Source organism: Mycobacterium sp. (genome assembly GCF_036273375.1).
GTDB lineage: Bacteria > Actinomycetota > Actinomycetes > Mycobacteriales > Mycobacteriaceae > Mycobacterium.
Genome location: NZ_DASUHS010000103.1, coordinates 1 through 21757 on the forward strand (window position 1 = coordinate 1; position 21757 = coordinate 21757).

Consider the following 21757-nt stretch of genomic DNA (forward strand, 5'->3'; position numbering starts at 1 on the left):
GGGCGATTCACGAAATGCTGTTCGGCTCGGCCATGGACGTGATCGACCGCTACCTGCCCGACAAACACAAGCACGCAGTCATGCGCGGGATGCTGGCATTTCTGGCCGTCAACTCGACCTACCGCGGCCCGTACACACCGGGCAGCGCAACCTGTTTGGCTTTTGCCCTGGCGGTGCCCGACGACAGCACCGCGATGATGACCAAGCTGAAGGGTGGCATCGGCGCGCTCACCGAACACCTGCGTGAGCTCTTCATTGCCCACGGCGGCCAGATCCGGTTCCGCACCAGGGCCGAGGAGATCCTCGTCGACCAAGGCAAAGTGACCGGCGTGCGGCTGCGGGACGGGTCGGCGATCTCGGCGCCGATCGTGGTGTCCAACCTGTCGCCCGACATCACGCTCACCGAACTGATCGCTCCCGAACACATTCCGGCACAGGTGGTCTCGCGCGTCTCCGGCCGCGACCACCGGGCGTCGTTCGTCCAGATCCACTTCGCCCTCGATGGGCTGCCCGAGTTCGCCCCGCCGTACGAGTTCCTCAACGAGGAGGGCATGCAGCAGTCGGTCGGAATCTTCGGGTCACCCGAATCCCAACAGCTGCACTGGGAGAACTGCCGGCGGGGCATCGTTCCGGACAACCCGTCGATGGGAATGCAGATCCCATCGGTGCACGACCCCGCCATGGCGCCGCCCGGCAAGCACGCAGCGAGCGCGTTCGCCTACGCCTTCCCGGTCGAGGTCAGCCGCGACCAGCACGGGCATCTCAAAAACGAGATGGCGCAACGGGTTATCGACAAGGTCACTCGACTGGCGCCGAACTTCAGGGACATCGTCATACGCCACATCACATTCGCGCCCTACCACATGAACACCATGTTCGGAGCGCCCTCGGGCGACTTCTGCCACGGGCTGCTGCACCCCGACCTGATGGGTCCCAACCGGCCCGGCCCAAAAGGCTTCCTCGATATGCCCATCGGGATCGGCGGCCTGTATCTCGCCGGCGCCGGATGCCATGGCGGACCGGGCATCACTTTCACTCCCGGCTACAACGCCGCCTATCAGGTGCTCGACGACGCGTCGTGAGCCGGGCGCATCAGCCGCCGAACATCCCGGTGAGCTGCGCTTGTGCGGTCGCGGCCCCGCCGATCGTCTGCGCCGCCTGAACACCGGCCAGACCGGAGGGCAGCTGATAGTCGTTGGGCAGCTGGTAGAGGGTGAACCGGTAATGGTGTATGCCGGTTCCCGCCGGGGGACAGGGACCCTTGTACGCGGGTTGGCCGGCCGTGTTGGGCAGTGCGGTCGCCCCGGCCGGAGTCTGACCATCGGCGGTGCTGCCGGAACCGGGGGAGATTCCGATGACGACCCAGTGGATGTAGAGGCCGTTGACGGCATCGGGGTCGTCGACAACCAGGGCGCCACCCAAGGGCGCCGACCACGCCAACGGCGGTGCGATGTTGGCGCCTTTGCAGGTGTACTGCACCGGAATCGGCTCACCGTCGGCGAAAGCCAGGCTGCTGATCGTCAACGGTCCGTCCGCGGGCGCTTTCGGCGCCGTGCGGCCAAGCGTGGTGATCTTCGGCGTCGATGGGGTCGTCGGGTGGCTATCACCTTGGCCGCCGCAGCCGGCCAGGCCAGGCGCGATCGCCAGCGCTCCGATGATCGCCGCGATTCGGTGAAGCTTGCCCGCCGGCGTCGATTCCATAACAACAGTTTGACTCGCCCGCCCGCGGTCGGGAAGGACCCGATTTTCACCCGGGCACGTTGAACTTACTTGCCCCGCTTCTCCACTTCGAGCACCCGTTTGCGCAGTCCCTCAGTGGCCGTGTCCATCAGGCTCTTGGCCCCCTTCTTGACCAGGAATCCGGGCACGGGGGCCACCAGGTCGACGGTGAGTTCGAAGCGGACCCGAGTGGAGTCGCCTTCGGGCGTCAGCGTGTACCGACCCTCCTGCGCGCGTTGCTGTTTGGCGCTGACCAGGGTCCAGCCCACGCCGTCGTCGTGGACGGTGTATGCCAGCTCCTGTTCGTCGCTGACGCCGACGAGTTTGACGACCTGTCTGGATCTGGTCGGGTGGTTCTGGTCGTCGCGCTCGAGCACTTCGACCTCCTTGTGCGCCGACGACCACTCGGTCAACGACTCGATGTCGAACAACACATCCAAGATTTCGTCGGGCGTCGCCTCGATGACGACTTCGCGGGAATCGGTGATAGCCATGTCAGGGAGATAGCCGGTGCGGTGCGGCGCGAAACCGGCGCGTCAGGGAGTCGGTCGAGCACCAAGCACAGCGAGCCGGGGGAGGACGACGTCGCGCCATCCCGGCCCCATGCGCTCGAACGCCTGCGCCATGCGGTTGTCGTCGAGGTCAAAGCCGCTGTGTTCCAAGAACACTCGCGTGCCATTCCCTTCGGCTTCCAGCCGCCAGGTCAGTGTCCAGGCGGCGGTGAACGTGTAGGCGAACAGGTGCGGCGGGTCGACCTCGAGCACTGTGCACGGCTGCTTGCCATAGCCCGGCATGGCGAGAGTGAACTGATGGCCCACCACCGCGGCCACCTGGCCCTCGGCCCACCACAGCTTCAGCAGCACGGGTTCGGTCAGGAATCGCCACACCGTAGCCGGTGGCGCCGCCACGAATTGGTCCACCCGGATCGTCGCGAACCGTGACGTTTCGGTCATTTCAGCTCCTCGGCGAGCTTGGCCAGTCGGGCACGCCAGAACTTCTCGAAGGGATGCAGCCAGTCGCCGAGCTCCGCCAACGGTTCCGCGGTCAAGCGGTAGATGCGATGACGTCCGCGCGGCTGGTCGGCAACCAGACCCGCCTCGCGCAGCACCTTGAGGTGCTCGGCGACCGCCGGCCGGCTGAGCTCGAACCGTTCGCTGAGTTCCCCTGCAGAATGCGGTTGGTCGAACAGGATCTGCAGCAGTTCGCGCCGCACGGGGTGGGCCAAGGCGAGAAAGACACGATCGACGTTAGCCACATCCAGCAGCATATGTCGGATATTCCCGACATGTCAACTATTTCCGACATAATGTCCGACCGAATGCGTACTGGGCCGAAGCCGGGGCGGCTACCTTGCTGGTGTGCATCTCGCCTGGGAACGGCTGACCGGCAGCGTGCATCGCTGCCGGCTCCCGTTCTGCGACGTAACCATCGGGCTGGTGCGGGGCCGCACCGGCGCGCTGCTCGTCGACTCCGGGACCACGCTCATCGAGGCCGCCGCGATCGACGCCGACGTCAGGCTGCTCGCCGGGCACCCGGTGAGCCATATCGTCTTGACGCACAAGCACTTCGACCACGTGCTGGGTTCGTCACTGTTCGTCGGGGCGCACGTGCACTGCGCGCCCGAGGTGGCCGAACACCTGTGCTCGGCTACCGATCAACTACGCGAAGACGCGTTACGTCATGGCGCCGACCCTACCGAGGTGGACGCGGCGATCGCCGCCCTGCGGCCCCCGCACAGCGGCGCTTACGACGCCGTCGTCGACCTCGGGGACCGGGCGGTGACCATCGCCTACCCAGGCCGTGGCCATACCGCGTCCGACCTGGTGGTGGTCGCCGCCGGGGCGGACGAGGGCGAGCGGGTCGTGGTGTTCACCGGTGACTTGGTGGAGGAGTCCGCCGATCCCGCGATCGACGGCGACTCCGATGTCGCGGCCTGGCCCGCGACCCTGGACCGGCTGTTAGCGGTCGGCGGCCCCGACGCGATCTACGTCCCCGGCCATGGCAACGTCGTCGATGCGGGGTTCGTCCGTCGCCAGCGGGACTGGCTGGCCCGCCGTGCAGCCGCCCCGTGATCGATACCGTATCGAAAAGTATTGTCCCCCAAGGCGTTGACGCCGCATGACGGCGCCGCCCCCCGGCAGACGAGCATCGTGAGCAACGAACGCTCCGCACCGATCATCGACCCGCCGCCGAAAAGCACTCGCAAGTACCGGGTGCGCCAACAGTTTTGGCTCGACTCCTTCGACCCCTGATTGAACTGCCGTTCCCAGGGATAGACTCACGTTCAGTGGAATCGTGTGCGAAGAGGAGCGTAAGACATGGCGATCATTGACAAGGACACGCAAGTCCGGCCATCGTTTGACGACGAGGTCGCTGCCACGCAGCAATACTTCGACGACCCGCGCTTTTCCCGCATCACGCGCCTCTTCACGGCCCGCCAGGTAGCAGAACAGCGCGGCACCATCCCCACCGACTACGCAGTCGCGCGCAACGCGGCGGCCGCGTTCTACGAGCGGCTGCGCGAGCTTTTCGCCGAGAAGAAGAGCATCACCACGTTCGGCCCGTACTCGCCCGGCCAGGCCGTCGCGATGAAGCGCATGGGTATCGAGGGGATCTACCTGGGAGGTTGGGCGACGTCGGCCAAGGGCTCCACCACCGAGGACCCCGGACCCGACCTCGCCAGCTACCCGCTGAGTCAGGTGCCCGACGACGCCGCGGTGCTGGTGCGCGCGCTGTTGACCGCCGACCGCAACCAGCAGTACCAGCGCTTGAACATGAGCGAGCAACAGCGGGCGACCGCTACGGCGTACGACTACCGGCCGTTCATCATCGCCGACGCAGACACCGGCCACGGTGGCGACCCGCACGTGCGCAACCTGATCCGCCGCTTCGTCGAGGTCGGCGTGCCGGGGTACCACATCGAGGACCAGCGCCCAGGCACCAAGAAGTGTGGCCACCAGGGCGGCAAGGTGCTCGTCCCGTCGGACGAGCAGATCAAACGGCTCAACGCCGCGCGTTTCCAGCTCGACATCATGAAGGTGCCGGGCATCATCGTCGCCCGCACCGACGCCGAGGCGGCCAACCTGCTCGACAGCCGGGCGGATGAGCGCGACCAGCCGTTCCTGCTCGGCGCCACCAACCTCAACATCCCCTCGTACAAGTCGTGTTTCCTGGCGATGGTGCGCCGCTTCTACGAGCTGGGTGCCAAAGACCTCAACGGTCACCTTCTCTATGCGCTGCCCGAAGGGGAGTACGCCGAGGCCGGCGCCTGGCTTGAGCGGCAGGGCATCCAGGGCGTGATCTCCGACGCGGTCAATACCTGGCGCGAGAACGGACAACAGTCGATCGGCGACCTGTTCGACCAGGTCGAGTCGCGGTTCGTCGCGGCCTGGGAGGCCGACGCCGGGTTGATGACCTACGGCGAGGCCGTGGCCGAGGTGCTCGAATTCGACGCAAGCGAGGGCGAGCCGGCCGACATGAACGGCGAGGAGTGGCGCGCCTTCGCGGCCCGTGCGTCCCTGTACTCCGCCAAGGCCAAGGCGAAGGAATTGGGCGTCGACCCGGGTTGGGACTGCGAACTGTCGAAGACCCCGGAGGGCTACTACCAAATCCGCGGCGGCATCCCGTACGCGATCGCCAAATCACTGGCGGCCGCGCCGTTCGCCGACATCCTCTGGATGGAGACCAAGACCGCCGACCTGGCCGACGCCAAGCAGTTCGCCGACGCCATCCACGCCGAGTTCCCCGAGCAGATGCTGGCCTACAACCTGTCGCCGTCGTTCAACTGGGACACCACCGGCATGACCGACGAGCAGATGAAACAGTTCCCCGAGGAACTGGGCAAGATGGGCTTCGTCTTCAACTTCATCACCTATGGCGGACACCAGATCGACGGCGTCGCGGCCGAGGAGTTCGCCACCTCGCTGCAACAGGACGGCATGCTGGCGCTGGCCCGCCTGCAGCGCAAGATGCGCCTGGTCGAATCGCCTTATCGCACACCACAAACCCTGGTCGGCGGACCGCGCAGCGATGCTGCGCTGACCGCCTCCTCCGGTCGCACCGCGACCACCAAGGCGATGGGCGAGGGCTCGACCCAGCACCAGCACCTGGTGCAGACCGAGGTGCCGAAGAAGCTGCTCGAGGAGTGGCTGGCGATGTGGAGCGAGAACTACAACCTCGACGAGAAACTGCGCGTGCAACTGCGACCCCGCCGGGCCGGCTCGGACGTGCTCGAACTCGGCATCTACGGAAACGACGACGAGCAACTGGCGAACGTCGTCGTCGACCCGATCAAGGACCGGCACGGCCGCAGCATCCTTCAGGTGCGCGACCAGAACACCTTCGCCGAGAAGCTACGGCAGAAGCGGCTGATGACGCTGATCCACCTCTGGCTGGTGAACCGCTTCAAAGCCGACGCGGTGATTTATGTGACGCCGACCGAGGACAACCAATATCAGACCGCGAAGATGAAATCGCACGGCATCTTCAGCGAGGTTTATCAAGAGGTCGGCGAGATCATCGTCGCGGAGGTGAACCGGCCCCGCATCGCCGAACTGCTGCAGCCCGACCGTGTCGCGCTGCGCAAGCTGATCACCAAAGAAGATTAGCCAGCGGCTCGGCCGCGGTCGTCCCGCCGAGCTATGCGGCGGCCGCTGATCGGCCCTCTCGATCCGGTGCCGCCATGCGTCGGCACGTCGCCATGCTCCCGGTACGGCCACGCCCTCACGCCGGTATTCGACCCTGCTTCGATTCGCCACCGTACGTGATGCCGAAAATTTGCCGGGCGCACAGTTGCACAAGTGTAGGATTTAGCTTGTAACAAACGTGCGCTTAGATTTAACAAATGCCCCGAAACGAGAGGAGCGCCTGATGAGGACCGCAATCAGGAAAGCGATGGCCGTGTTCGGTGGGGCGGTAGCGGTGGTTTTGACCGTTGAATTCGGTGGCACCGGCGTTAGCCCAATGGGCGGCGCATCGACGCCGGCGACGCATCCGTCACTCGGCGTCGCGACGGCGCAGGCCGGCACACCCGCGCCCGGCGTGCACCTTGCCACGCTCACCGGCTGCATTCCGGGAGCGAATTGTTAGGCCAACCACCGTTCGCAATGGCCCATCGCACCCGCGCGATGGGCCATCTTTGTCTGGCGCATCTCGGCGCCGAAATCTGTTTGCACAATCGCGCCGCGGGGTAAGAAAAAGTGGGCGGCGCGAAGTGGCGCATGTGGAGATTGGGGGATCTGATGAGATCTGGACCGAGGACGACGGTCGCACTGTTCGGCGGTGCGGCGATGCTTGTGCTGTCGGTCGCTTGCGGCGGCGGCAATAAAGGTGGCCCAAGCAGCACCACTACCACTCCGACGACCACCCCGTCGTCCAGCGTCGCGCCCTCCACTGCGCCCGGAGGCGGGGGCGGTGAACCCGGCGGTCCGAACGGCGGTGGCGGACCCAACGGCGGCGGCGGCGGGGTTCCCGGCGGCCCCACCGGCGGCGGTGGCCCCGGTGGTGGCGGGGGCGGGGTTCCCGGCGGCCCCACCGGCGGCGGCGGCCCCGGCGGGGGCGGCGGCACCATTCCCGGCGTCGGCGGCGGCGGCGGTGGACCGGGCGGCGGCGGCGGGTGCGTCGGCAACGTCTGTGGCGGTTACTGATCGCCCAATCGCGTTTTCCCAACGCTACGCAGATACGAAGACTTGTTCCCTAGCCGGTGGGGCCCGGATTACCTGGCCCCACCGGCTGAACCCTCGTCTGGGGCCTAGGGTCGAACCTGTTATCCGAGTTATGGTTCTCCGCAACTCGGATGCAAGGGGACTTCAATGTCGAAGCTCAGATTCGGATACTTCATCGCCCCGTTCCACCGCTCGGGCACCAACCCGACGCTGGCCTTGCAACGGGATCTGCACTTCGTCGAGCACCTCGACGCCCTCGGATTCGACGAAGTCTGGTTGGGCGAACACCACTCGGCCGGCAGCGAAATCATCAGTTCCCCAGAGATTTTCATAGCTGCCGCCGCCGAACGGGCGAAGCGTATCCGGTTCGGCACCGGGGTCATCTCGCTGTCATACCACAACCCGCTCTGGGTCGCCGACCGGCTGATGCTGCTGGATCACCTGACGCACGGCCGGATCATCGGCGGTGTGGGACCAGGCTCGCTGCCCAGCGACTCGTCCATGATCGGACTCACCCCGACCGACACCCGAGAGCTGCTGGAAATCAACCTCGACATCGTCGTGCGGTTGCTGGCGGGCGAGACGGTCAGCGCCAAAACCGCGACGCACCAGCTCTTCGATGCCAAGCTGCAGCTTGCCCCCTACACCGACGGCGGCATCCCGCTGTCCGTCGCCGCCGTCGCGTCACCGACGGGCGCGCGGCTGGCCGGCAAGCACGGCATCGGCCTGCTGTCCATCGGGGCGACCCTGATCGTCGAGGGTTTCGATGCGCTGGCCTACCACTGGGGGATCGTCGAGGAGCGCGCCGCGACCTTCGGCACGCAGGTCGACCGCAAGAACTGGAGCCTGGTCGGTTTGTTCCACCTCGCCGAGACCGAGAAGCAGGCCCGTGAAGAGGTCAAGTTCGGCATCGAGCCCTGGTTCCGGTACTTCCAGAAGGTTGCGGCGTTCCCGCAGATGACGATGCCGGGGGAGCAGCTCGACGAAATGATCGACGTCATCAACGAGAACGGGGCGGGCGTCATCGGCACGCCCGAGCGGGCGCGCGAACAGGTGCAGCGGTTGTGGGACCAGTCCGGCGGTTTCGGCTGCATGCTGCAGATGGGCCACGAGTGGGCCAACCCGGCCGCCACCCGGCGGTCCGCCGAATTGTTCGCCGCCGAAGTCATGCCACATTTCCAGGGGCAGGCGCAGCCCACGCTGGACGCCGCCGCGCGTGCCGGTCAGGCTCGGGAGACTTTGGCGCAGTCACAGTTGGACGCCGTGGCGCACATGACCGAGAAGTATGAAAGCGAGAAACGTCCTGCTGGCGGAGTCTGATCCGTGTTCAACAAGCGCAGCCTGCGAGCGCCGACGGGCGCGGCGAATCGCCTCCCGCAAGCAGTCGGCTGACGCCGATTCGACGGACCCAACCGCCCGAGTCGGCGTCTGAGTAGTTGATCGGGCCGTCGCTGCCTCTCCTCGGGGGGTGGCCCGATTATGCCCACCACCGTGCACCGGGCGCATTGGGGCTGTACCGATTTGATGCCGCCTGCCAACGGCTCATCGAGACAGCGGTGACGCGTTGGACGTGTGTTACAACTCGCCGATTCAGGGAACCCCTAGTCGAAGATGGAGCCCACTCGGGGCGCCGCTACGACAGGAGTTGCAGCAATGATCGGGTCAATAATCCTCGCCATCGTTGTGGGTGCGCTCATCGGCTTGATTGCGCGTCTCCTCATGCCAGGCAAACAGGACATCGGCATGATTATGACCATTGCGCTCGGCGCCCTTGGTGGCTTGATCGGCTCATGGGCAGCTAGTCAGTTCGGGTACCACAATGCAAATGGCGGAATCGCCTGGGTCCCATTTCTCATTGGAATCGGTGCGGCCATCGTCCTCATCGCGATCTGGGAAACCGTGCGGGGTCGCCGTACCCGCCGTGCCGGGTTGCTTCGCCGGTAACTGGCTCACGGCCAAGACAATCGGTGCCTGAGCATCGCTAGTCGGAGGCGGGCAAGCAGCGGAGGTTGCCCGCCGTATACCGAGCCCGATGCAACGCCGTGCTGGACTCCCGACGCCGATCAGTGCTGAGACGGTGAACGCCGCTTGACGCGGCGTTCACCCGGCGAGAATTTACCCCGAGCTGTCCGGTCTTCCTACCACCGCGGCACCGTGCGCATCGGTGTAGACCGATTCGATGCCCTTGTCGGCCGCCCCTGTGGTTCAGTCCGCGTTCTGAATAAAGATCCGGGTGCTCAAAGCGCTTAAAGACCACCCCAGCTGGGTAAACGCGTTGCAGCGGGGCGACCATCGCTCTGGAGGGACCGGCCTCATGTTAAGACAACACGCGATGCGCGACATCGATAAGGATCTGCAATCGGTCGCGGCTATCCGCTTGGCGGCTCTGCGCCGCGCGGCTCGAGCTCAAGAGCGGCAGCGGTGCCATCCGTTGCCATCCACGGACATTGCGGATGCTTCTCGGGCCGAACGGCCGCCGACGCCCCCGATGAGCTCCGGTTGGGAATTCTTACTTCAGGTACCAGCATGAATTGGCATCGCTGCCGTCGATAGACGTGATGGGCTTGGGATCACAAGTCGCCGCCGGAGTTTCACAATTTCCGGACGGAGTAACTGCAGCAGCTCCGGACTGGCCGCCGACGACAGGCGGCGACGCGGCCGTCGTCCGGCTTCATATCAAGGCGACAGCCGCGTCTCAGGGGTAGCTAAGGACGCGGCGCATACCTGGAGGATGACCACGCGCGCCCCGCACCCGACGATCGCCGGCGGATGCCGCCGCGATTTCTGCACCTGGGATCCGGAGCCGTGCGCCTTTCGGACATAGAATCTGCCCCCCAGGCGCCGCCGGGTCTCACCGGCGGCGGCTTCGCGGCCGATGACGATGACGATCAAGCCCCAAGAACAAAACGACGAGGCCGAGCAGCAGTTCAACCAGGACATGCAGCGGCAACAAACCTACGCGAACCAGTTCAACAACCCGTAAGTCGTGGATCGAAGCGCGGCGGCCACTGTGCGCAGCCGTCATGCGCCGTGCGGGAAAGCTACCGCCCGCCGTTGGATTCGCGCTCGGCGGCCTTCACGAGCCGGCCCGCGAAAAACCGGACCGCTCCACCCATGGCGGCGCGCATCAGCGGGCCCGTCCCGCGAACGCCTTCGGTGAACGAGCCCGTCCAGCGGATGTCAGTTCCGCCCGCCGCATTCGGCGTGAGGACCACCTCGCCGGAGTAATCCTTGGCCGGGCTGGGGGGACCCACCAACTTGTACGCGTGGCGACGGTCCTGCTCGTACTCGACCGTTTCCTCCTGCACGTAGACGGGCCACATGCCCACCTTGCGGATGGCCCCGATGCCGCCCGGCGCGGGATCGCCCTGGCGGGCCCAACTCGAGTGCACGACGATCGGCTTGGCCCACCGCGACCAATTGGCTCCGTCGGCCACCAGCCGAAACAGCGTCGCGGCGGGCGCACTGCTGGTGCGGGTGACTTCGAACGAATAGTTCCTGCCCGGCATGACAACTCCTGGTGGTAGCGAACGCACGGCCTGGACGCCGCTCGCCGGTAGGCTACCGCCCGCGCTGGGCGTCGGCCGGATCGGGTTGATCGTCGCCGTCCTGCCGGTGGTCAACCGTCTGCCGGAATCGGCGAATGCGCCCGCCGCTCTTGATGTTTGCCGATTCACCGCACGAGGACTGTCGCATCGGCTTGCCTAGACTGCAGTTATGGATCGCGCTTCCCGGCCGCACGGCACAGGTGGCCTACTTCGGATCGAGGACTGCCTGGACGCGGCGGGCGGTGTCGTGCTGCCGCCCGGGGTCAATCTGATATCTCTCATCGACCGCAACATCGCGAACGTCGGTGACACCGTGGCGTATCGCTATCTCGATTACAGCCGTTCGGCCGACGGGGATGCAGACGAGGTGACGTGGAGCCGGTTCGGTGTCCGGCTGGAAGCCATTGGCGCGCGCATCCAGCGAGCCGCCAGTCGCGGTGAGCGCGTTGCGGTCCTCGCGCCGCAGGGCATCAACTACGTCGCCGGCTTCTACGCGGCGGTCAAGGCTGGGACCATCGCAGTCCCGTTATTCGCACCGGAACTGCCCGGGCACGCCGAACGGCTTGATACCGCGTTGCGCGATTCCGAGCCCACCGTCGTACTCACGACGACGGCCGCACGAGAGGCGGTGGAGAAGTTTCTGGACGACCACCCACACCTGCGCCGGCCGCAAGTGATCGCGATCGATCTGATTCCCGACTCGGCGGGGGAGTCGTTCGTGCCCACCGAGATCGGCATGGACGACATCTCGCACCTGCAGTACACGTCGGGCTCGACCCGGCCGCCGGTCGGTGTCGAAATCACCCACCGCGCGGTGGGCACCAACCTGGTGCAGATGATTCTGTCGATCGACCTGCTGGACCGAAACACCCACGGCGTCAGCTGGTTACCGCTGTACCACGACATGGGTTTGTCGATGATCGGCTTCCCGGCCGTCTACGGCGGCCACTCCACGCTGATGTCGCCGACCGCGTTCGTCCGCCGGCCCCAGCGATGGATCCAGGCCCTGTCCGATGGGTCCCGGCAGGGCAACGTCGTCACCGCCGCGCCGAACTTCGCTTACGAGTGGGCCGCGCAGCGCGGCCTGCCCAGCCGCGGTGAAGACATCGATCTGCGCAACGTGGTGATGATCATCGGCTCCGAACCCGTCAGCATCGACGCGATCAGGACCTTCAACAAGGCGTTTGCACCGTACGGGTTGCCCCGGACCGCGTTCAAACCGTCCTACGGGATCGCCGAGGGAACCTTGTTCGTCGCGACCATCGGCCCTAGTGCCGAGGCGACGGCGGCGTACTTCGACCGGGAACGGCTGGGCGCTGGACACGCGGTGCGCGTCGACGCGGATTCTCCTAACGCCGTCGCACAGGTGTCGTGTGGCCAGGTCGCGCGCAGCGAATGGGCCGTCATTGTCGACCCCGCCAGCGGATCCGAGTTGCCGGACGGCGAGGTGGGCGAAATCTGGTTGCAGGGCAACAACGTCGGACGCGGCTACTGGAGGCTGCCGGACGAAACGCGGCGGGCGTTCGGCGCCGAGCTGCGATCACCGCTCGCCGACGCCAGCCACGCAGAGGGCGCCGATCTGGACCGCGCTTGGCTGCGCACCGGCGACTTGGGCGTGTATCTCGACGGCCAACTGTACGTGACCGGCCGGATCGCGGACGTGGTGACGATCGACAGCCGCACTTACTACCCGCAACACATCGAGTCCACCGTCGCTGAAGCGTCCGAAATCGTGCGGCGCGGATACGTGACGGCGTTTGCCGTGCCGGACGGCGACGCTCCGGATGCCGCCCGGCTCGTCGTCGTCGCCGAACGCGCCGCGGGCACCAGCCGTCAGGATCCACAGCCGGCCATCGAGTCAATCCGCGCAGCGGTCGCGCAGCGGCACGGTCTGAACGTCTTGGACGTGCTCCTCCTGCCGGCCGGCGCTATCCCACGGACCACCAGTGGCAAGCTGGCCCGCACGGCTTGCCGGGCGGACTACCTCGGCGGCACCCTGGGCGCCCGCTAACCGGCGGGCCGATACCCAAAAGACCCAGCGCGCGTGCCAGGCTGGCTAGTCTCCACTCGGAGGCGCGAGATGGTTCTCAAGTTAAGGGTTTCGCCGGATTTGATCGGCGGCGACGTGGAGGCCGGCTACGGCAAGGTGGCCGACGCTTTTCGTGCGACCTTTCGCGACGGCGCCGAAGTCGGTGCGGCCGTCGCCGTCTATCGCGACGGCGTCAAGGTAGTCGACCTGTGGGGCGGCTACCGCAACGGGCTGACCAAGGATCCGTGGCAGGCCGACACGATGGTGAATATGTTCTCCACGACCAAGGGCGTCGCCGCCCTGGTCGTGGCGGCGGCGGTATCGCGCGGGCTCATCTCCTACGACGCCAAGGTCGCCGAGTACTGGCCGGAATTCGCGCAAGCGGGCAAGGGCGAGGTCACCGTCCGCCAACTACTGGCGCATCAGGCCGGAGTCTGCGCGCTCAAACCGAAGCCAACGCTGGCCGACGTGGCCGATCCGCAGCGGCTGTCGCCGATCCTGGCGGCCCAGGTGCCGGCCTGGCGACCGGGCACCCGCCACGGATATCACGCGATCACGCTCGGCTGGTACGAGTCCGAGCTGATCCGCCGGACCGATCCAGCCGGGCGCACGCTGGGCCGGTTCATGGCCGACGAGATCGTCGCGCCGGCAGGACTCGACCTGCACATCGGCCTGCCGGAGTCGGTCGACCGCACCCGGGTCGCCCGTATTCACAATTGGGCGCGCGCGGAAACGATGCTTCATCTGGGCGTCATGCCGCCTGGATTCGTGGGCGCGTCGCTCAACCCGGTCGGCCTGACGGCACGCACCATCGCGCTGCCGCGTGGCGTCAACCCGTTCAACGGAGACTACAACCGCGACGACGTCCGGGCGGTCGAGATCCCGTCGGCCAACGGCATCGGCACCGCCAGGTCGGTCGCGCGCATGTACGGCAGCGCGGCCTGCGGCGGCGTCGAGGTTCCACTGAGCCCCTCCACCCTCGACGCCCTGACCGCACCGGCGACGCCACCGAGCCACGGCGTGCGCGACAAGGTGATGCACATTGACGTGGCATATTCACTCGGATTCTGTAAGCCCGTCCCGCAGTTCGTGTTCGGGTCGTCGGACAAAGCTTTTGGCACCCCGGGTTTCGGGGGATCGTTCGGATGCGCCGACCCGGACACCGGCATCGGGTTCACCTACGTCATGAACCGGCTCGGATTTCACCTCTGGAGCGATCCGCGCGAACTGGCGTTGCGGCAGGCATTGTTTCGCGATGTGCTCAAGGTGCGCCCGCAGAGTTGACCGCGCCCGCCGTTCCTGGTGGCATCCTGGCCATGTGGGTTTGCTATTCCGGTTGGCGGAGCTGTTGATCGTGATCCTGCCGCTGACGGGCGCGATCGTCGCCGCCGTGCGCGCGCTCGGCCGACGGCGCAGCGATGCCCAACCGCAGGACATCAACCGGACACGACTACCCGACCCGCCCGCCCCCGACGGGGCCGGCGTAAATCATGCGGCCCAGTGGCGCTCGATCCGCCGCGTCCTCGACGAGCATGGCCGCACGGATGCGCGCTGGCTCGAGTACGAACTCGACGTCGCCAAGCTGCTGGACTTCCCACTGATGACCGACATGCGCGACGCAAACACGATCGCGTTCCACAAAGCCAAGCTGCGGGCCGACTTCCTGCGCCCCATCAAGGCCGAGGATCTGCTCGACGACCGCGAAGGCGCCGCGCACTACATGGCCGCCGTCGAGGACTACGTCACGGCGTTCAACGCCGCCGAGGCCGAAGCGATCCGCAGACGCCGCAACGATTTCTCCCGGGCGGATCAGCAACGAATTGCGCGGGCGCAGAGCCTGTTACGAGTCGCGGCCGACCCCGCGGCGGCGGCGCATGAACGCCAGCACGCATACGATGTGGCGCGCAACGAGCTCGACGGCCTGCTGGTGCTGCCATCCGCGACACAGGCGAGCCTCGAGCGCGGGATCTCCGGCGAGCTGGAGCGATAGATGACTCAGCGCGTGACCTACGGGCAGGTGTATCCGCCGTCGATCACGACGTCCGAACCGGTCATATAGCTGGAAGCCTCGCTGGCCAGATAGACGTAGAGACCGGTGAGCTCTTCGGGGCGGCCGATGCGACCGAGGGGTATCTTCGGCTCCCATTGGCGGTGATACTCCGTCAACGGCTCGACGAGCTCGGTCAGGATGTAGCCGGGGCTGACGCTGTTGACCCGAATGTTGTGCGGCGCCAATTCGACTGCCATCGCCTTGGTCATGTGTATGACGGCCGCCTTGGAGGCGCAGTAGTGGCTGACCTGCTGTGGGACATTGATGATGCTGCCCGACATCGAGGCGGTGTTGATGATGACGCCGCCGCACCCCTGGGCCACCATCGCCCGCGCCGCGGCCTGCGCGGTCAGGAATACACCGGTCACGTTGGTGTCCTGGATGCGCTGGAATTCTTCGGGCGACATCTCCAGCATCGGGACGACCCCGATGATGCCGGCGTTGCAGACCGCGATGTCGATGCCACCCAGCTCCGCGATCACCCGGTCCACCATGCTGTTCACCTGTTCGGGCCGGGTCACATCGCATTGGATCGGCACCACCTTGCCGCCGCCGTCCGCCGCCAGCTCGCCGGCGACGCTTTCCAGTACCTCGACATTCCGGGCCGCGATGGCCACGTCGGCGCCGGCTTGTGCGTACGCCTGGGCCACTTTCCTGCCGATGCCGCTGGACGCCCCGGTGACCAACGCCCTCTTGCCGCGCAGGCCGAACAAGTCCATCACGTTCATCCGAGATCCCCATTCATCGGAGCGACCCAAAACCGAAACACGTTCTAGTGTGTCCGCTATGGGCAACTTCAGCAGGGCAGAAATCGATAACGCCGTCGATAACTACACCAAAGTCGTCGAAGGATGCAGCGCTTCGGGCGACTGGCGGCCGTTTGCGGACCTGTTCACCGAGGACGTCGTCTACACCGAGCATCACTACGGTGTCTTTCGCGGGCGCGAGGCGGTCCGCGACTGGATCGTTGCGGTGATGGCGCCCTTCCCGCACATGCGTTTTCCCAATGACTGGGTCGCTCATGACGACGACAACGACGCCGTCGTCGTCATGATCAAGAACCTGCTGGACCATCCGACCGATCCGAAAGGTGAACCGTTTTGGTTCCCGAACTGGACCCGGCTGGTCTACGCGGGCGACGGGCTGTTCTCCAGCGAGGAAGACATCTACAACCCCGACCGTGACGCTCCCGGTGTCGTTGCGGCGTGGATGCAGGCCGGCGGCCAGCTGGCCACGACAGAGATTCTGCAACCTGGAGCCTAGTGCCTGGGGATAGTGCTTGCGCGCGAAGCGCAATCACCGACGCTAGCGCTCTCCTGATGCACATAACTCCTGCCGGAAGCCATTCATGCGGTGGCTTCGCGCCCGTTCTGATCACCCAGCGACACGCGCCCGCGTCCGCCGCGATCGGACCTTGCTCAGCGCCTGCTCCCAGGCGAGCAAGGTCGTGGCTTTCACGTTGGCCGGTTTCACGCTGTCGCGGGAGAGCAGCGCCGTCGCGGCGGCCTTCGTGGTCGCCGACGCCTTTGACGTGTGACCCGAGTCGAACGGCGGCTGCGGGTCGTATTCGAGCGCGAGTTGAATCGCCTTCGCGCGGGATTCGCCGCCGATCCGTCCGGCCAGCCACAGCGCGAGGTCGAGCCCGGCGGACACCCCTGCACAGGTGACGATGTCGTCCTGATGCACGATCCGTTCGTCGGCCACGGGAACTGCGCCGAATGCCTTGAGCGCGGGAACGGTCAACCAATGCGACGTCGCGCGCCGGCCGTCGAGCAGGCCGGCGGCCGCCAGAATCACCGACCCCGAGCACACCGACGTCGTCCAGCTCGCGCTCTGGTGGGCCCGGCGCAACCAGTCGAGCAGCGCGTCGTCACGGGCGTGAACCGGCGTCGATGGACCCCCGGGAACGAGAATCACGTCGGGGGAGGGGGTTTCGGCCAGCGAGTGGGTGGCGCCGATGACCAGCACGCCGGAGTCGGCGGTGATCGGCCCGGCTTCGTGCCAGACGAACCGCACCTCGGCGCCCGGTAGGTTACGCAACACCTCATAGGGACCGATCATGTCCAGCGCGGTGAATCCTGGATACGCCACGATGGCGATTTGGGTCATTAGTGTCGTCCTTTCGGTGTCAGGCGAAGGCCTTGCGGTATTGGTCGGGCGAAATACCTACGCGGCGAAGGAAATTGCGTCGCATGGTTTCCGCCGTGCCGAAGCCACACCGGCCGGCGATCGCGACGACGGTGTCGTCGGTCTCCTGTAGCTGCCGGCGCGCGGCTTCGGTGCGGATGCGTTCGACGTATTGGCCGGGCGCCTCACCGATTTCGGCGGTGAACACCCGGGTGAAGTGGCGCGGGCTCATCGCGGCCCGGCGAGCCAGATCATCGATACTGTGCGGGCCGCCCGGCTCGGCCTCGATCGTCTCCTGTACCTCGCGGATCGAGTCCCTTCTGGCCCGCGGCATCCACACCGGCGCCGCGAACTGCGTCTGCCCGCCCGGTCGGCGTAGATACAGCACGAGCCAACGCGCGACCGTCTGCGCGAGCTCGGTGCCGTGGTCGTCCTCGATCAGCGCGAGCGTGAGGTCGATGCCCGCGGTGACGCCCGCGGCGGTCCACACGTTGTCCGAGCTCCGCACGAAGATCGGGTCGGCATCGACGTCGATGGCGGGGAATTCATTGGCCAACCGCTCGGCGAAGGCCCAATGAGTGGTCACCCGTTGCCCATCCAGCAGACCGGCCTCGGCCGCCAGAAACGCGCCGGTGCACACCGTCACGATGCGCCGGGCATGTGCGGCGACGGTCTTGATCCAGGCGACCAGCTCGGCGTCGGAACGGGCGGCTTCGACACCGGCGCCGCCGGGCAGCACGACCGTGTCGATCGGGCCGTCCGGGTCCGGTAACGGGGTTGCCACGAAGGCCAGCCCGGTGGCCGTCTGCACCGGCAACCCGGCGACCGAGGCCATCACGACGTCGTAGCCGCCGCCCATCAACAACGATGCGCCGGTGAACACGTCATACGGGCCCACCACATCGAGCGCCTGCACGCCGGGGAAACCGACGATCACCACCTTGCGAGGCATGGATCAAGTGTCGGACACGCCGGGGTGTGTCGTCTACGCCATGTATCCCACTAATCAGGACATGGGACCTGCCCCGAGGCGGCCGCGGCGGCCTTGGCAGACTGTTGCCCATGGCACAGATAACGTTGCGTGGAAACCCGATCAATACTGTCGGCGAGCTGCCTGCCGTCGGATCCAAAGCCCCGGCCTTCAGTCTCACCGGCGGCGATCTGGCCGCGGTCAGCAGCGAGCAATTCGGCGGTAAGCCCGTGGTGCTCAACATCTTTCCGTCCATCGACACGCCGGTGTGCGCGGCGAGCGTGCGGACCTTCAACGAGCGCGCCGCCGGCGGCGGGGCGACCGTGGTGAACGTTTCGAAGGACCTGCCGTTCGCGCAGGCGCGATTCTGTGGCGCCGAGGGCATCGAGAACGTCAAGAGCGCTTCGGCGTTCCGCGACAGCTTCGGTGAGGACTATGGGGTCACCATCACTGACGGCCCGATGGCCGGATTGCTCGCCCGGGCGATCGTGGTGGTCGGCGCCGACGGCAATGTCGCCTACACCGAACTGGTGCCCGAGATCGCGCAGGAGCCCAACTACGACGCGGCGCTGGCGGCGGCGGGCTGAACTCTGCCCGTCGGGCGGCTTGATGTATGTGTTTGCGGCGCACGAGTTTTGCCGCCCTTGAACTGTGGTTTCGACGCCATGCCGTGTTAGCCTTTTGATCCCCGTCTCGTTGGCCTGTAAGCCTGGCGGACAAAAGGAGCAACGGCGCGATGATGCGTACCACCGACTACGTGACAGTGGGCCTGATGCTCTTGGTAACCATCGCGCCGGCCGCCTGTAGCAGCAAGACGACTGTCAAGGCGGACGGTGCGGCGCAGTCGGTGGTCGACGTCGTCTCCAGGCAGACCGGCTTTCGACCCACCGATGTGCACTGCCCGTCCGGGGTGGAAGCCAAGGTCGGCGGACAGTTCGACTGTCATTTCACCGGCCCCGAAGGCAAGCAGTACACCGCCAACATGCGGATCACCAAGGTCGACGGCGACCGGGTGGACTTCGCCGTCAACACGCATCCGAGCTAGGGCTCGCCCACTCGCGATGACGTGGCCGCCAGCACCTCGCGGCAGCCTCTCCACATCTCCTTGATGATGTCGGCGGCCGGCGGCACGTCGTGAATGCGTCCGGCCACCTGACCGGTGTTGGCGACGCTGGCGTCGAGGTCGCCATCGAAGTAGAGCCGCTGCACGCGTTGTAGCGCCGCGGCGCCCTCTTCGGCAGACGTCGCGGTGTCGAGCCGCTCGGCGGCGGGGGTACGGATGACGCGCATCATTCGGGTGCCGTCCAGGGGGAGCATCACCGTGCCGGTCTCGTCGGCGTCGACGACCGCTTGCTTGAGGTTGCCGTGCACCGGCGAGTCGGCCGACGCGAGCAGCCGGGTGCCCATCTGCACCGCTTCGGCGCCGAGAACAAAAGCGGCCGCCATGGACCGCGCGTCGCAGATCCCTCCGGCGGCCACGATCGGGATGTCGACGTGAGCCGCCACCAACGGCAGCAGCACCATGGTCGATGCGCCGAACCGATTCTTGAATCCGCCTCCTTCGACGCCCTCGACCACCAGCCCGTCCACGCCGGCATCGACGGCCTTCTTGGCCGCGGCCAGGGTGCCGACCACGTGGAACACCGTGATGCCCGCGTCGTGGAGGCGTTCGGTGAACACCGACGGGCTTCCGGCCGAGGTGGTCACGAACCGAATGTCATTGGCGACAAGCAATTTCAGCATTGCCGGGTCACGGTTGAACAGCAACGCGATGTTCGCCCCGACCGCGCCGCCGGTCAGCTCGCGCACCCGCCGCAGGTCGGCTCGGCCCTGGTCCGAGGTGGTCTCGATGATTCCCAGCGCACCGGCATTCGACACCGCTGCGGCCAGCTGGGCGCCGGCGATGTACGTCATCGGCGCCTGGATGATCGGGATGTCGATGTGTGCAAGCGCGCAGACCCGGTTGGGTGCGGCACTCGAATCGTTGGTGGTCATCGGTGCCGCGGATCGATAAGGTCGCGGAAACTTTCCGACCGGTGGACGGATGCACCGAGACTTCGCACTCGCTCGCTCAACGTTCTGTCGGATGTCACGACGCGAATGTCGTGCGGCGCAGCGTCGGTCGCGACACGCCGGACGATCTCGTCGTCGGCCGAATTCGCGGCCGCCCTGGGTGCGTGCGCGACCTCGACCACCGATGATGTGATGGTCGTCGACGGCGGTCGTTCAAAAACCACAGTCACCGTTTCTCCCTGACCCGATGCCCATCGATCCAACCTTTCCACCAAGGTGACCATGGCACCGTTGCGGTCTTTCCACCAGCCGTCCGGACGACTTCCGATCACATTCATGCCGTCGACAATCCACCGCACAACCACACCGTAAACGACGTGGCGCGACGGGTGATTTCCATTCTTAAAGCCATCGGTGGTTGATACGGTCAGCCTCATGACCTCGATCGCCGACACGACAGACCGGGTTGTCGCGCTGGCCCGCGGTATGCGGGACCTGGTGCGCGCCGAAGCCGCCGAATCCGAGCGGATGCGCACCCTCACCCCGGCGATCGTCGATGCGATGTGGGCCGGCGGGCTGATGTCGGCGTTCAACCCGGTCGTGGCCGGCGGTGTCGAGCCGTCGTTCACCGAGATGATTGAAACCTGGATCGAAATGGCTTGGCAGGATGGGTCATTCGGCTGGGTGGGGATTGCAAATCTGCCATCGACCTTCGCCGCGGCAGCGTACTTGCCCGACGAAGGGTTCGCCGAAGTGTTTACCGCGCACGACAACCGGGTCACCATGGGTGGCCAGTTCTTTCCCAACGGACAAGGCGCCGCCGTCGACGGCGGCTACCTGGTGACCGGCGCGTGGAACTTCGGTTCGGGCATCGGTCACGCGGAATACGTCGCGGCCGGTTTTCTGCCGATGGACGACGGCGAGATGCGCTGGATCAGTGAGGGTTTCCCGGAGATGCGGGTCGCCGTGATTCCGCGGGCGGAGATCAGTTTCAACGACGGCTGGTTCGTGCAAGGGCTGAAGGGAACCGGTTCCTATGATTACAGCGCTCAGGAGGTGTTCGTTCCCGAGAGCCGCACGTTCGAACTGTTCGTGCGTCAACCCCACCGTGGGACATCGCCGGCCACCCGGATGGGACTGATGCCCGTGACCGCCGCTGGGCACGCGTCGTGGGCGCTGGGCGTGGCCAAGAGCATGCTCGACGATGTCCAAGAGCTCGCCGCGACGAAATTCCGGATGAGCGACATGGCGTCGCTGGCCAGCCGCCCCACCTTCCAGAAGGGCCTGGCCCATCACCGCGCGGCCTGGCGCGCGGCTCGCCTCTTGGTCCTCGACGCGTTCACCACCGCCGAGGCGGCGGTCGCGTCGGGGGAGGACCTGACACCGGCGCTGCGCGCCGACATGCGGGTGGCCGCCGTGTACGCCACCGACACGGCCCGTAGCTGCGCCGAATGGGCGCATTTGGCCGCCGGGACCAGCTCGATCCGCGAAGGCAGCCGGCTGGAGCGCGCCTTCCGTGACATCTACACCGGAACCCAGCACGCCTTCATCAGCGAGAAGGTCGCCATCGACGTCGCGCAGATCTGGCTCGGCATCATCGAAGACCAGCCTGGGTTGTAAGGCATCGAATCTAGGTAC

At 66.4% G+C, this 21757-nt stretch carries 25 protein-coding genes; 15 read left to right on the plus strand and 10 right to left on the minus strand.

Features of this window, described 5'->3' with window-relative positions; genetic code table 11:
* The coding region (locus VFW69_RS09775) for a phytoene desaturase family protein (protein ID WP_526500595.1) at positions 1 to 1082 on the plus strand (1082 nt) is incomplete at its 5' end.
* A gap of 10 nt (positions 1083 to 1092) precedes the next feature.
* Here the strand turns inward: VFW69_RS09775 and VFW69_RS09780 are convergent.
* From VFW69_RS09780 to VFW69_RS09795, 4 genes are all read right to left on the minus strand, one after another.
* Positions 1093 to 1701, minus strand: coding sequence for a YbhB/YbcL family Raf kinase inhibitor-like protein (locus tag VFW69_RS09780; protein WP_526500597.1), 609 nt, complete (start codon positions 1699 to 1701; stop codon positions 1093 to 1095).
* A 65-nt stretch (positions 1702 to 1766) separates the two neighbouring features.
* Complete coding sequence (locus VFW69_RS09785) at positions 1767 to 2213, minus strand: SRPBCC family protein (RefSeq protein WP_526500599.1); 447 nt, start codon at positions 2211 to 2213, stop codon at positions 1767 to 1769.
* Between the two features lie 42 nt (positions 2214 to 2255).
* Complete coding sequence (locus tag VFW69_RS09790) at positions 2256 to 2672, minus strand: SRPBCC family protein (RefSeq protein ID WP_526500601.1); 417 nt, start codon at positions 2670 to 2672, stop codon at positions 2256 to 2258.
* Positions 2669 to 2986 (minus strand): ArsR/SmtB family transcription factor, encoded by a 318-nt coding sequence (locus VFW69_RS09795; RefSeq protein ID WP_526500603.1) that lies wholly within the window; start codon positions 2984 to 2986, stop codon positions 2669 to 2671. Before VFW69_RS09795 ends, VFW69_RS09790 begins: the two co-directional genes overlap by 4 nt.
* Before the next feature lie 91 nt (positions 2987 to 3077).
* On the opposite strand from VFW69_RS09795, the gene VFW69_RS09800 reads away from it, so the two are divergent.
* The 6 genes from VFW69_RS09800 (at position 3078) to VFW69_RS09825 (ending at position 9326) form a co-directional block, all read left to right on the plus strand.
* Positions 3078 to 3791 (plus strand): MBL fold metallo-hydrolase, encoded by a 714-nt coding sequence (locus tag VFW69_RS09800; protein ID WP_526500605.1) that lies wholly within the window; start codon positions 3078 to 3080, stop codon positions 3789 to 3791.
* A 246-nt stretch (positions 3792 to 4037) separates the two neighbouring features.
* Positions 4038 to 6326 carry an isocitrate lyase ICL2 gene (gene aceA / locus VFW69_RS09805; protein ID WP_526500607.1) on the plus strand — a complete coding sequence of 763 codons (2289 nt, stop codon included), beginning with the start codon at positions 4038 to 4040 and terminating at the stop codon, positions 6324 to 6326.
* Between the two features lie 262 nt (positions 6327 to 6588).
* Positions 6589 to 6807: a hypothetical protein gene (locus VFW69_RS09810; protein WP_526500609.1), complete on the plus strand. Its 219-nt coding sequence runs from the start codon at positions 6589 to 6591 to the stop codon at positions 6805 to 6807.
* A gap of 152 nt (positions 6808 to 6959) precedes the next feature.
* Positions 6960 to 7364, plus strand: coding sequence for a hypothetical protein (locus VFW69_RS09815; RefSeq protein ID WP_526500611.1), 405 nt, complete (start codon positions 6960 to 6962; stop codon positions 7362 to 7364).
* 165 nt (positions 7365 to 7529) lie between these two features.
* Entirely contained in the window at positions 7530 to 8702 is a 1173-nt protein-coding gene (locus VFW69_RS09820; RefSeq protein WP_526500613.1) for an LLM class flavin-dependent oxidoreductase, read from the plus strand.
* 333 nt (positions 8703 to 9035) lie between these two features.
* Positions 9036 to 9326, plus strand: a complete 291-nt coding sequence (locus VFW69_RS09825) for a GlsB/YeaQ/YmgE family stress response membrane protein (protein WP_067132006.1) — start codon at positions 9036 to 9038, stop codon at positions 9324 to 9326.
* A gap of 1097 nt (positions 9327 to 10423) precedes the next feature.
* On the opposite strand, the gene VFW69_RS09830 is transcribed toward VFW69_RS09825, so the two are convergent.
* Positions 10424 to 10891, minus strand: coding sequence for an SRPBCC family protein (locus VFW69_RS09830; RefSeq protein WP_526500615.1), 468 nt, complete (start codon positions 10889 to 10891; stop codon positions 10424 to 10426).
* Here VFW69_RS09830 and VFW69_RS09835 point away from each other — a divergent pair.
* The 4 genes from VFW69_RS09835 (at position 10890) to VFW69_RS09850 (ending at position 14949) form a co-directional block, all read left to right on the plus strand.
* Positions 10890 to 11090 carry a hypothetical protein gene (locus VFW69_RS09835; protein ID WP_526500617.1) on the plus strand — a complete coding sequence of 67 codons (201 nt, stop codon included), beginning with the start codon at positions 10890 to 10892 and terminating at the stop codon, positions 11088 to 11090. The genes VFW69_RS09830 and VFW69_RS09835 overlap by 2 nt on opposite strands.
* 9 nt (positions 11091 to 11099) lie before the next feature.
* Complete coding sequence (locus VFW69_RS09840) at positions 11100 to 12941, plus strand: fatty acyl-AMP ligase (RefSeq protein ID WP_526500619.1); 1842 nt, start codon at positions 11100 to 11102, stop codon at positions 12939 to 12941.
* Between the two features lie 69 nt (positions 12942 to 13010).
* Positions 13011 to 14243: a serine hydrolase domain-containing protein gene (locus VFW69_RS09845; protein ID WP_526500621.1), complete on the plus strand. Its 1233-nt coding sequence runs from the start codon at positions 13011 to 13013 to the stop codon at positions 14241 to 14243.
* Between the two features lie 34 nt (positions 14244 to 14277).
* The gene (locus VFW69_RS09850; protein ID WP_526500623.1) at positions 14278 to 14949 is read left to right on the plus strand and encodes a hypothetical protein; all 672 of its coding nucleotides are present in this window, start codon (positions 14278 to 14280) and stop codon (positions 14947 to 14949) included.
* Between the two features lie 17 nt (positions 14950 to 14966).
* Here VFW69_RS09850 and VFW69_RS09855 read toward each other — a convergent pair whose 3' ends face one another.
* Entirely contained in the window at positions 14967 to 15737 is a 771-nt protein-coding gene (locus VFW69_RS09855; RefSeq protein ID WP_526500625.1) for an SDR family oxidoreductase, read from the minus strand.
* Positions 15738 to 15795: 58 nt separating this feature from the next.
* Between VFW69_RS09855 and VFW69_RS09860 the strand changes: the two genes are divergently transcribed.
* Positions 15796 to 16272 (plus strand): nuclear transport factor 2 family protein, encoded by a 477-nt coding sequence (locus VFW69_RS09860; protein WP_526500627.1) that lies wholly within the window; start codon positions 15796 to 15798, stop codon positions 16270 to 16272.
* A gap of 111 nt (positions 16273 to 16383) precedes the next feature.
* Here the strand turns inward: VFW69_RS09860 and VFW69_RS09865 are convergent, their stop codons facing one another.
* Together VFW69_RS09865 and VFW69_RS09870 are read right to left on the minus strand one after the other, a co-directional pair.
* Positions 16384 to 17118 (minus strand): DJ-1/PfpI family protein, encoded by a 735-nt coding sequence (locus tag VFW69_RS09865; RefSeq protein WP_526500629.1) that lies wholly within the window; start codon positions 17116 to 17118, stop codon positions 16384 to 16386.
* A 19-nt stretch (positions 17119 to 17137) separates the two neighbouring features.
* A complete protein-coding gene (locus tag VFW69_RS09870) occupies positions 17138 to 18088 on the minus strand; it encodes a GlxA family transcriptional regulator (RefSeq protein WP_526500631.1) in 951 nt (316 codons plus the stop codon).
* 110 nt (positions 18089 to 18198) lie between these two features.
* On the opposite strand from VFW69_RS09870, the gene tpx reads away from it, so the two are divergent.
* Positions 18199 to 18693, plus strand: coding sequence for a thiol peroxidase (tpx, locus tag VFW69_RS09875; RefSeq protein WP_526500633.1), 495 nt, complete (start codon positions 18199 to 18201; stop codon positions 18691 to 18693).
* 149 nt (positions 18694 to 18842) lie between these two features.
* On the plus strand, positions 18843 to 19151 hold the full coding sequence (locus tag VFW69_RS09880) for a DUF4333 domain-containing protein (RefSeq protein ID WP_526500635.1): 309 nt from the start codon (positions 18843 to 18845) through the stop codon (positions 19149 to 19151).
* On the opposite strand, the gene VFW69_RS09885 is transcribed toward VFW69_RS09880, so the two are convergent.
* Positions 19148 to 20101: an NAD(P)H-dependent flavin oxidoreductase gene (locus tag VFW69_RS09885; protein WP_526500637.1), complete on the minus strand. Its 954-nt coding sequence runs from the start codon at positions 20099 to 20101 to the stop codon at positions 19148 to 19150. The genes VFW69_RS09880 and VFW69_RS09885 overlap by 4 nt on opposite strands.
* Positions 20098 to 20478 carry an NYN domain-containing protein gene (locus VFW69_RS09890; protein WP_526500760.1) on the minus strand — a complete coding sequence of 127 codons (381 nt, stop codon included), beginning with the start codon at positions 20476 to 20478 and terminating at the stop codon, positions 20098 to 20100. Before VFW69_RS09890 ends, VFW69_RS09885 begins: the two co-directional genes overlap by 4 nt.
* A 76-nt stretch (positions 20479 to 20554) precedes the next feature.
* Between VFW69_RS09890 and VFW69_RS09895 the strand changes: the two genes are divergently transcribed.
* Entirely contained in the window at positions 20555 to 21739 is a 1185-nt protein-coding gene (locus VFW69_RS09895) for an acyl-CoA dehydrogenase family protein (RefSeq protein WP_526500639.1), read from the plus strand.
* The last annotated feature ends 18 nt before the right edge of the window (positions 21740 to 21757 follow it).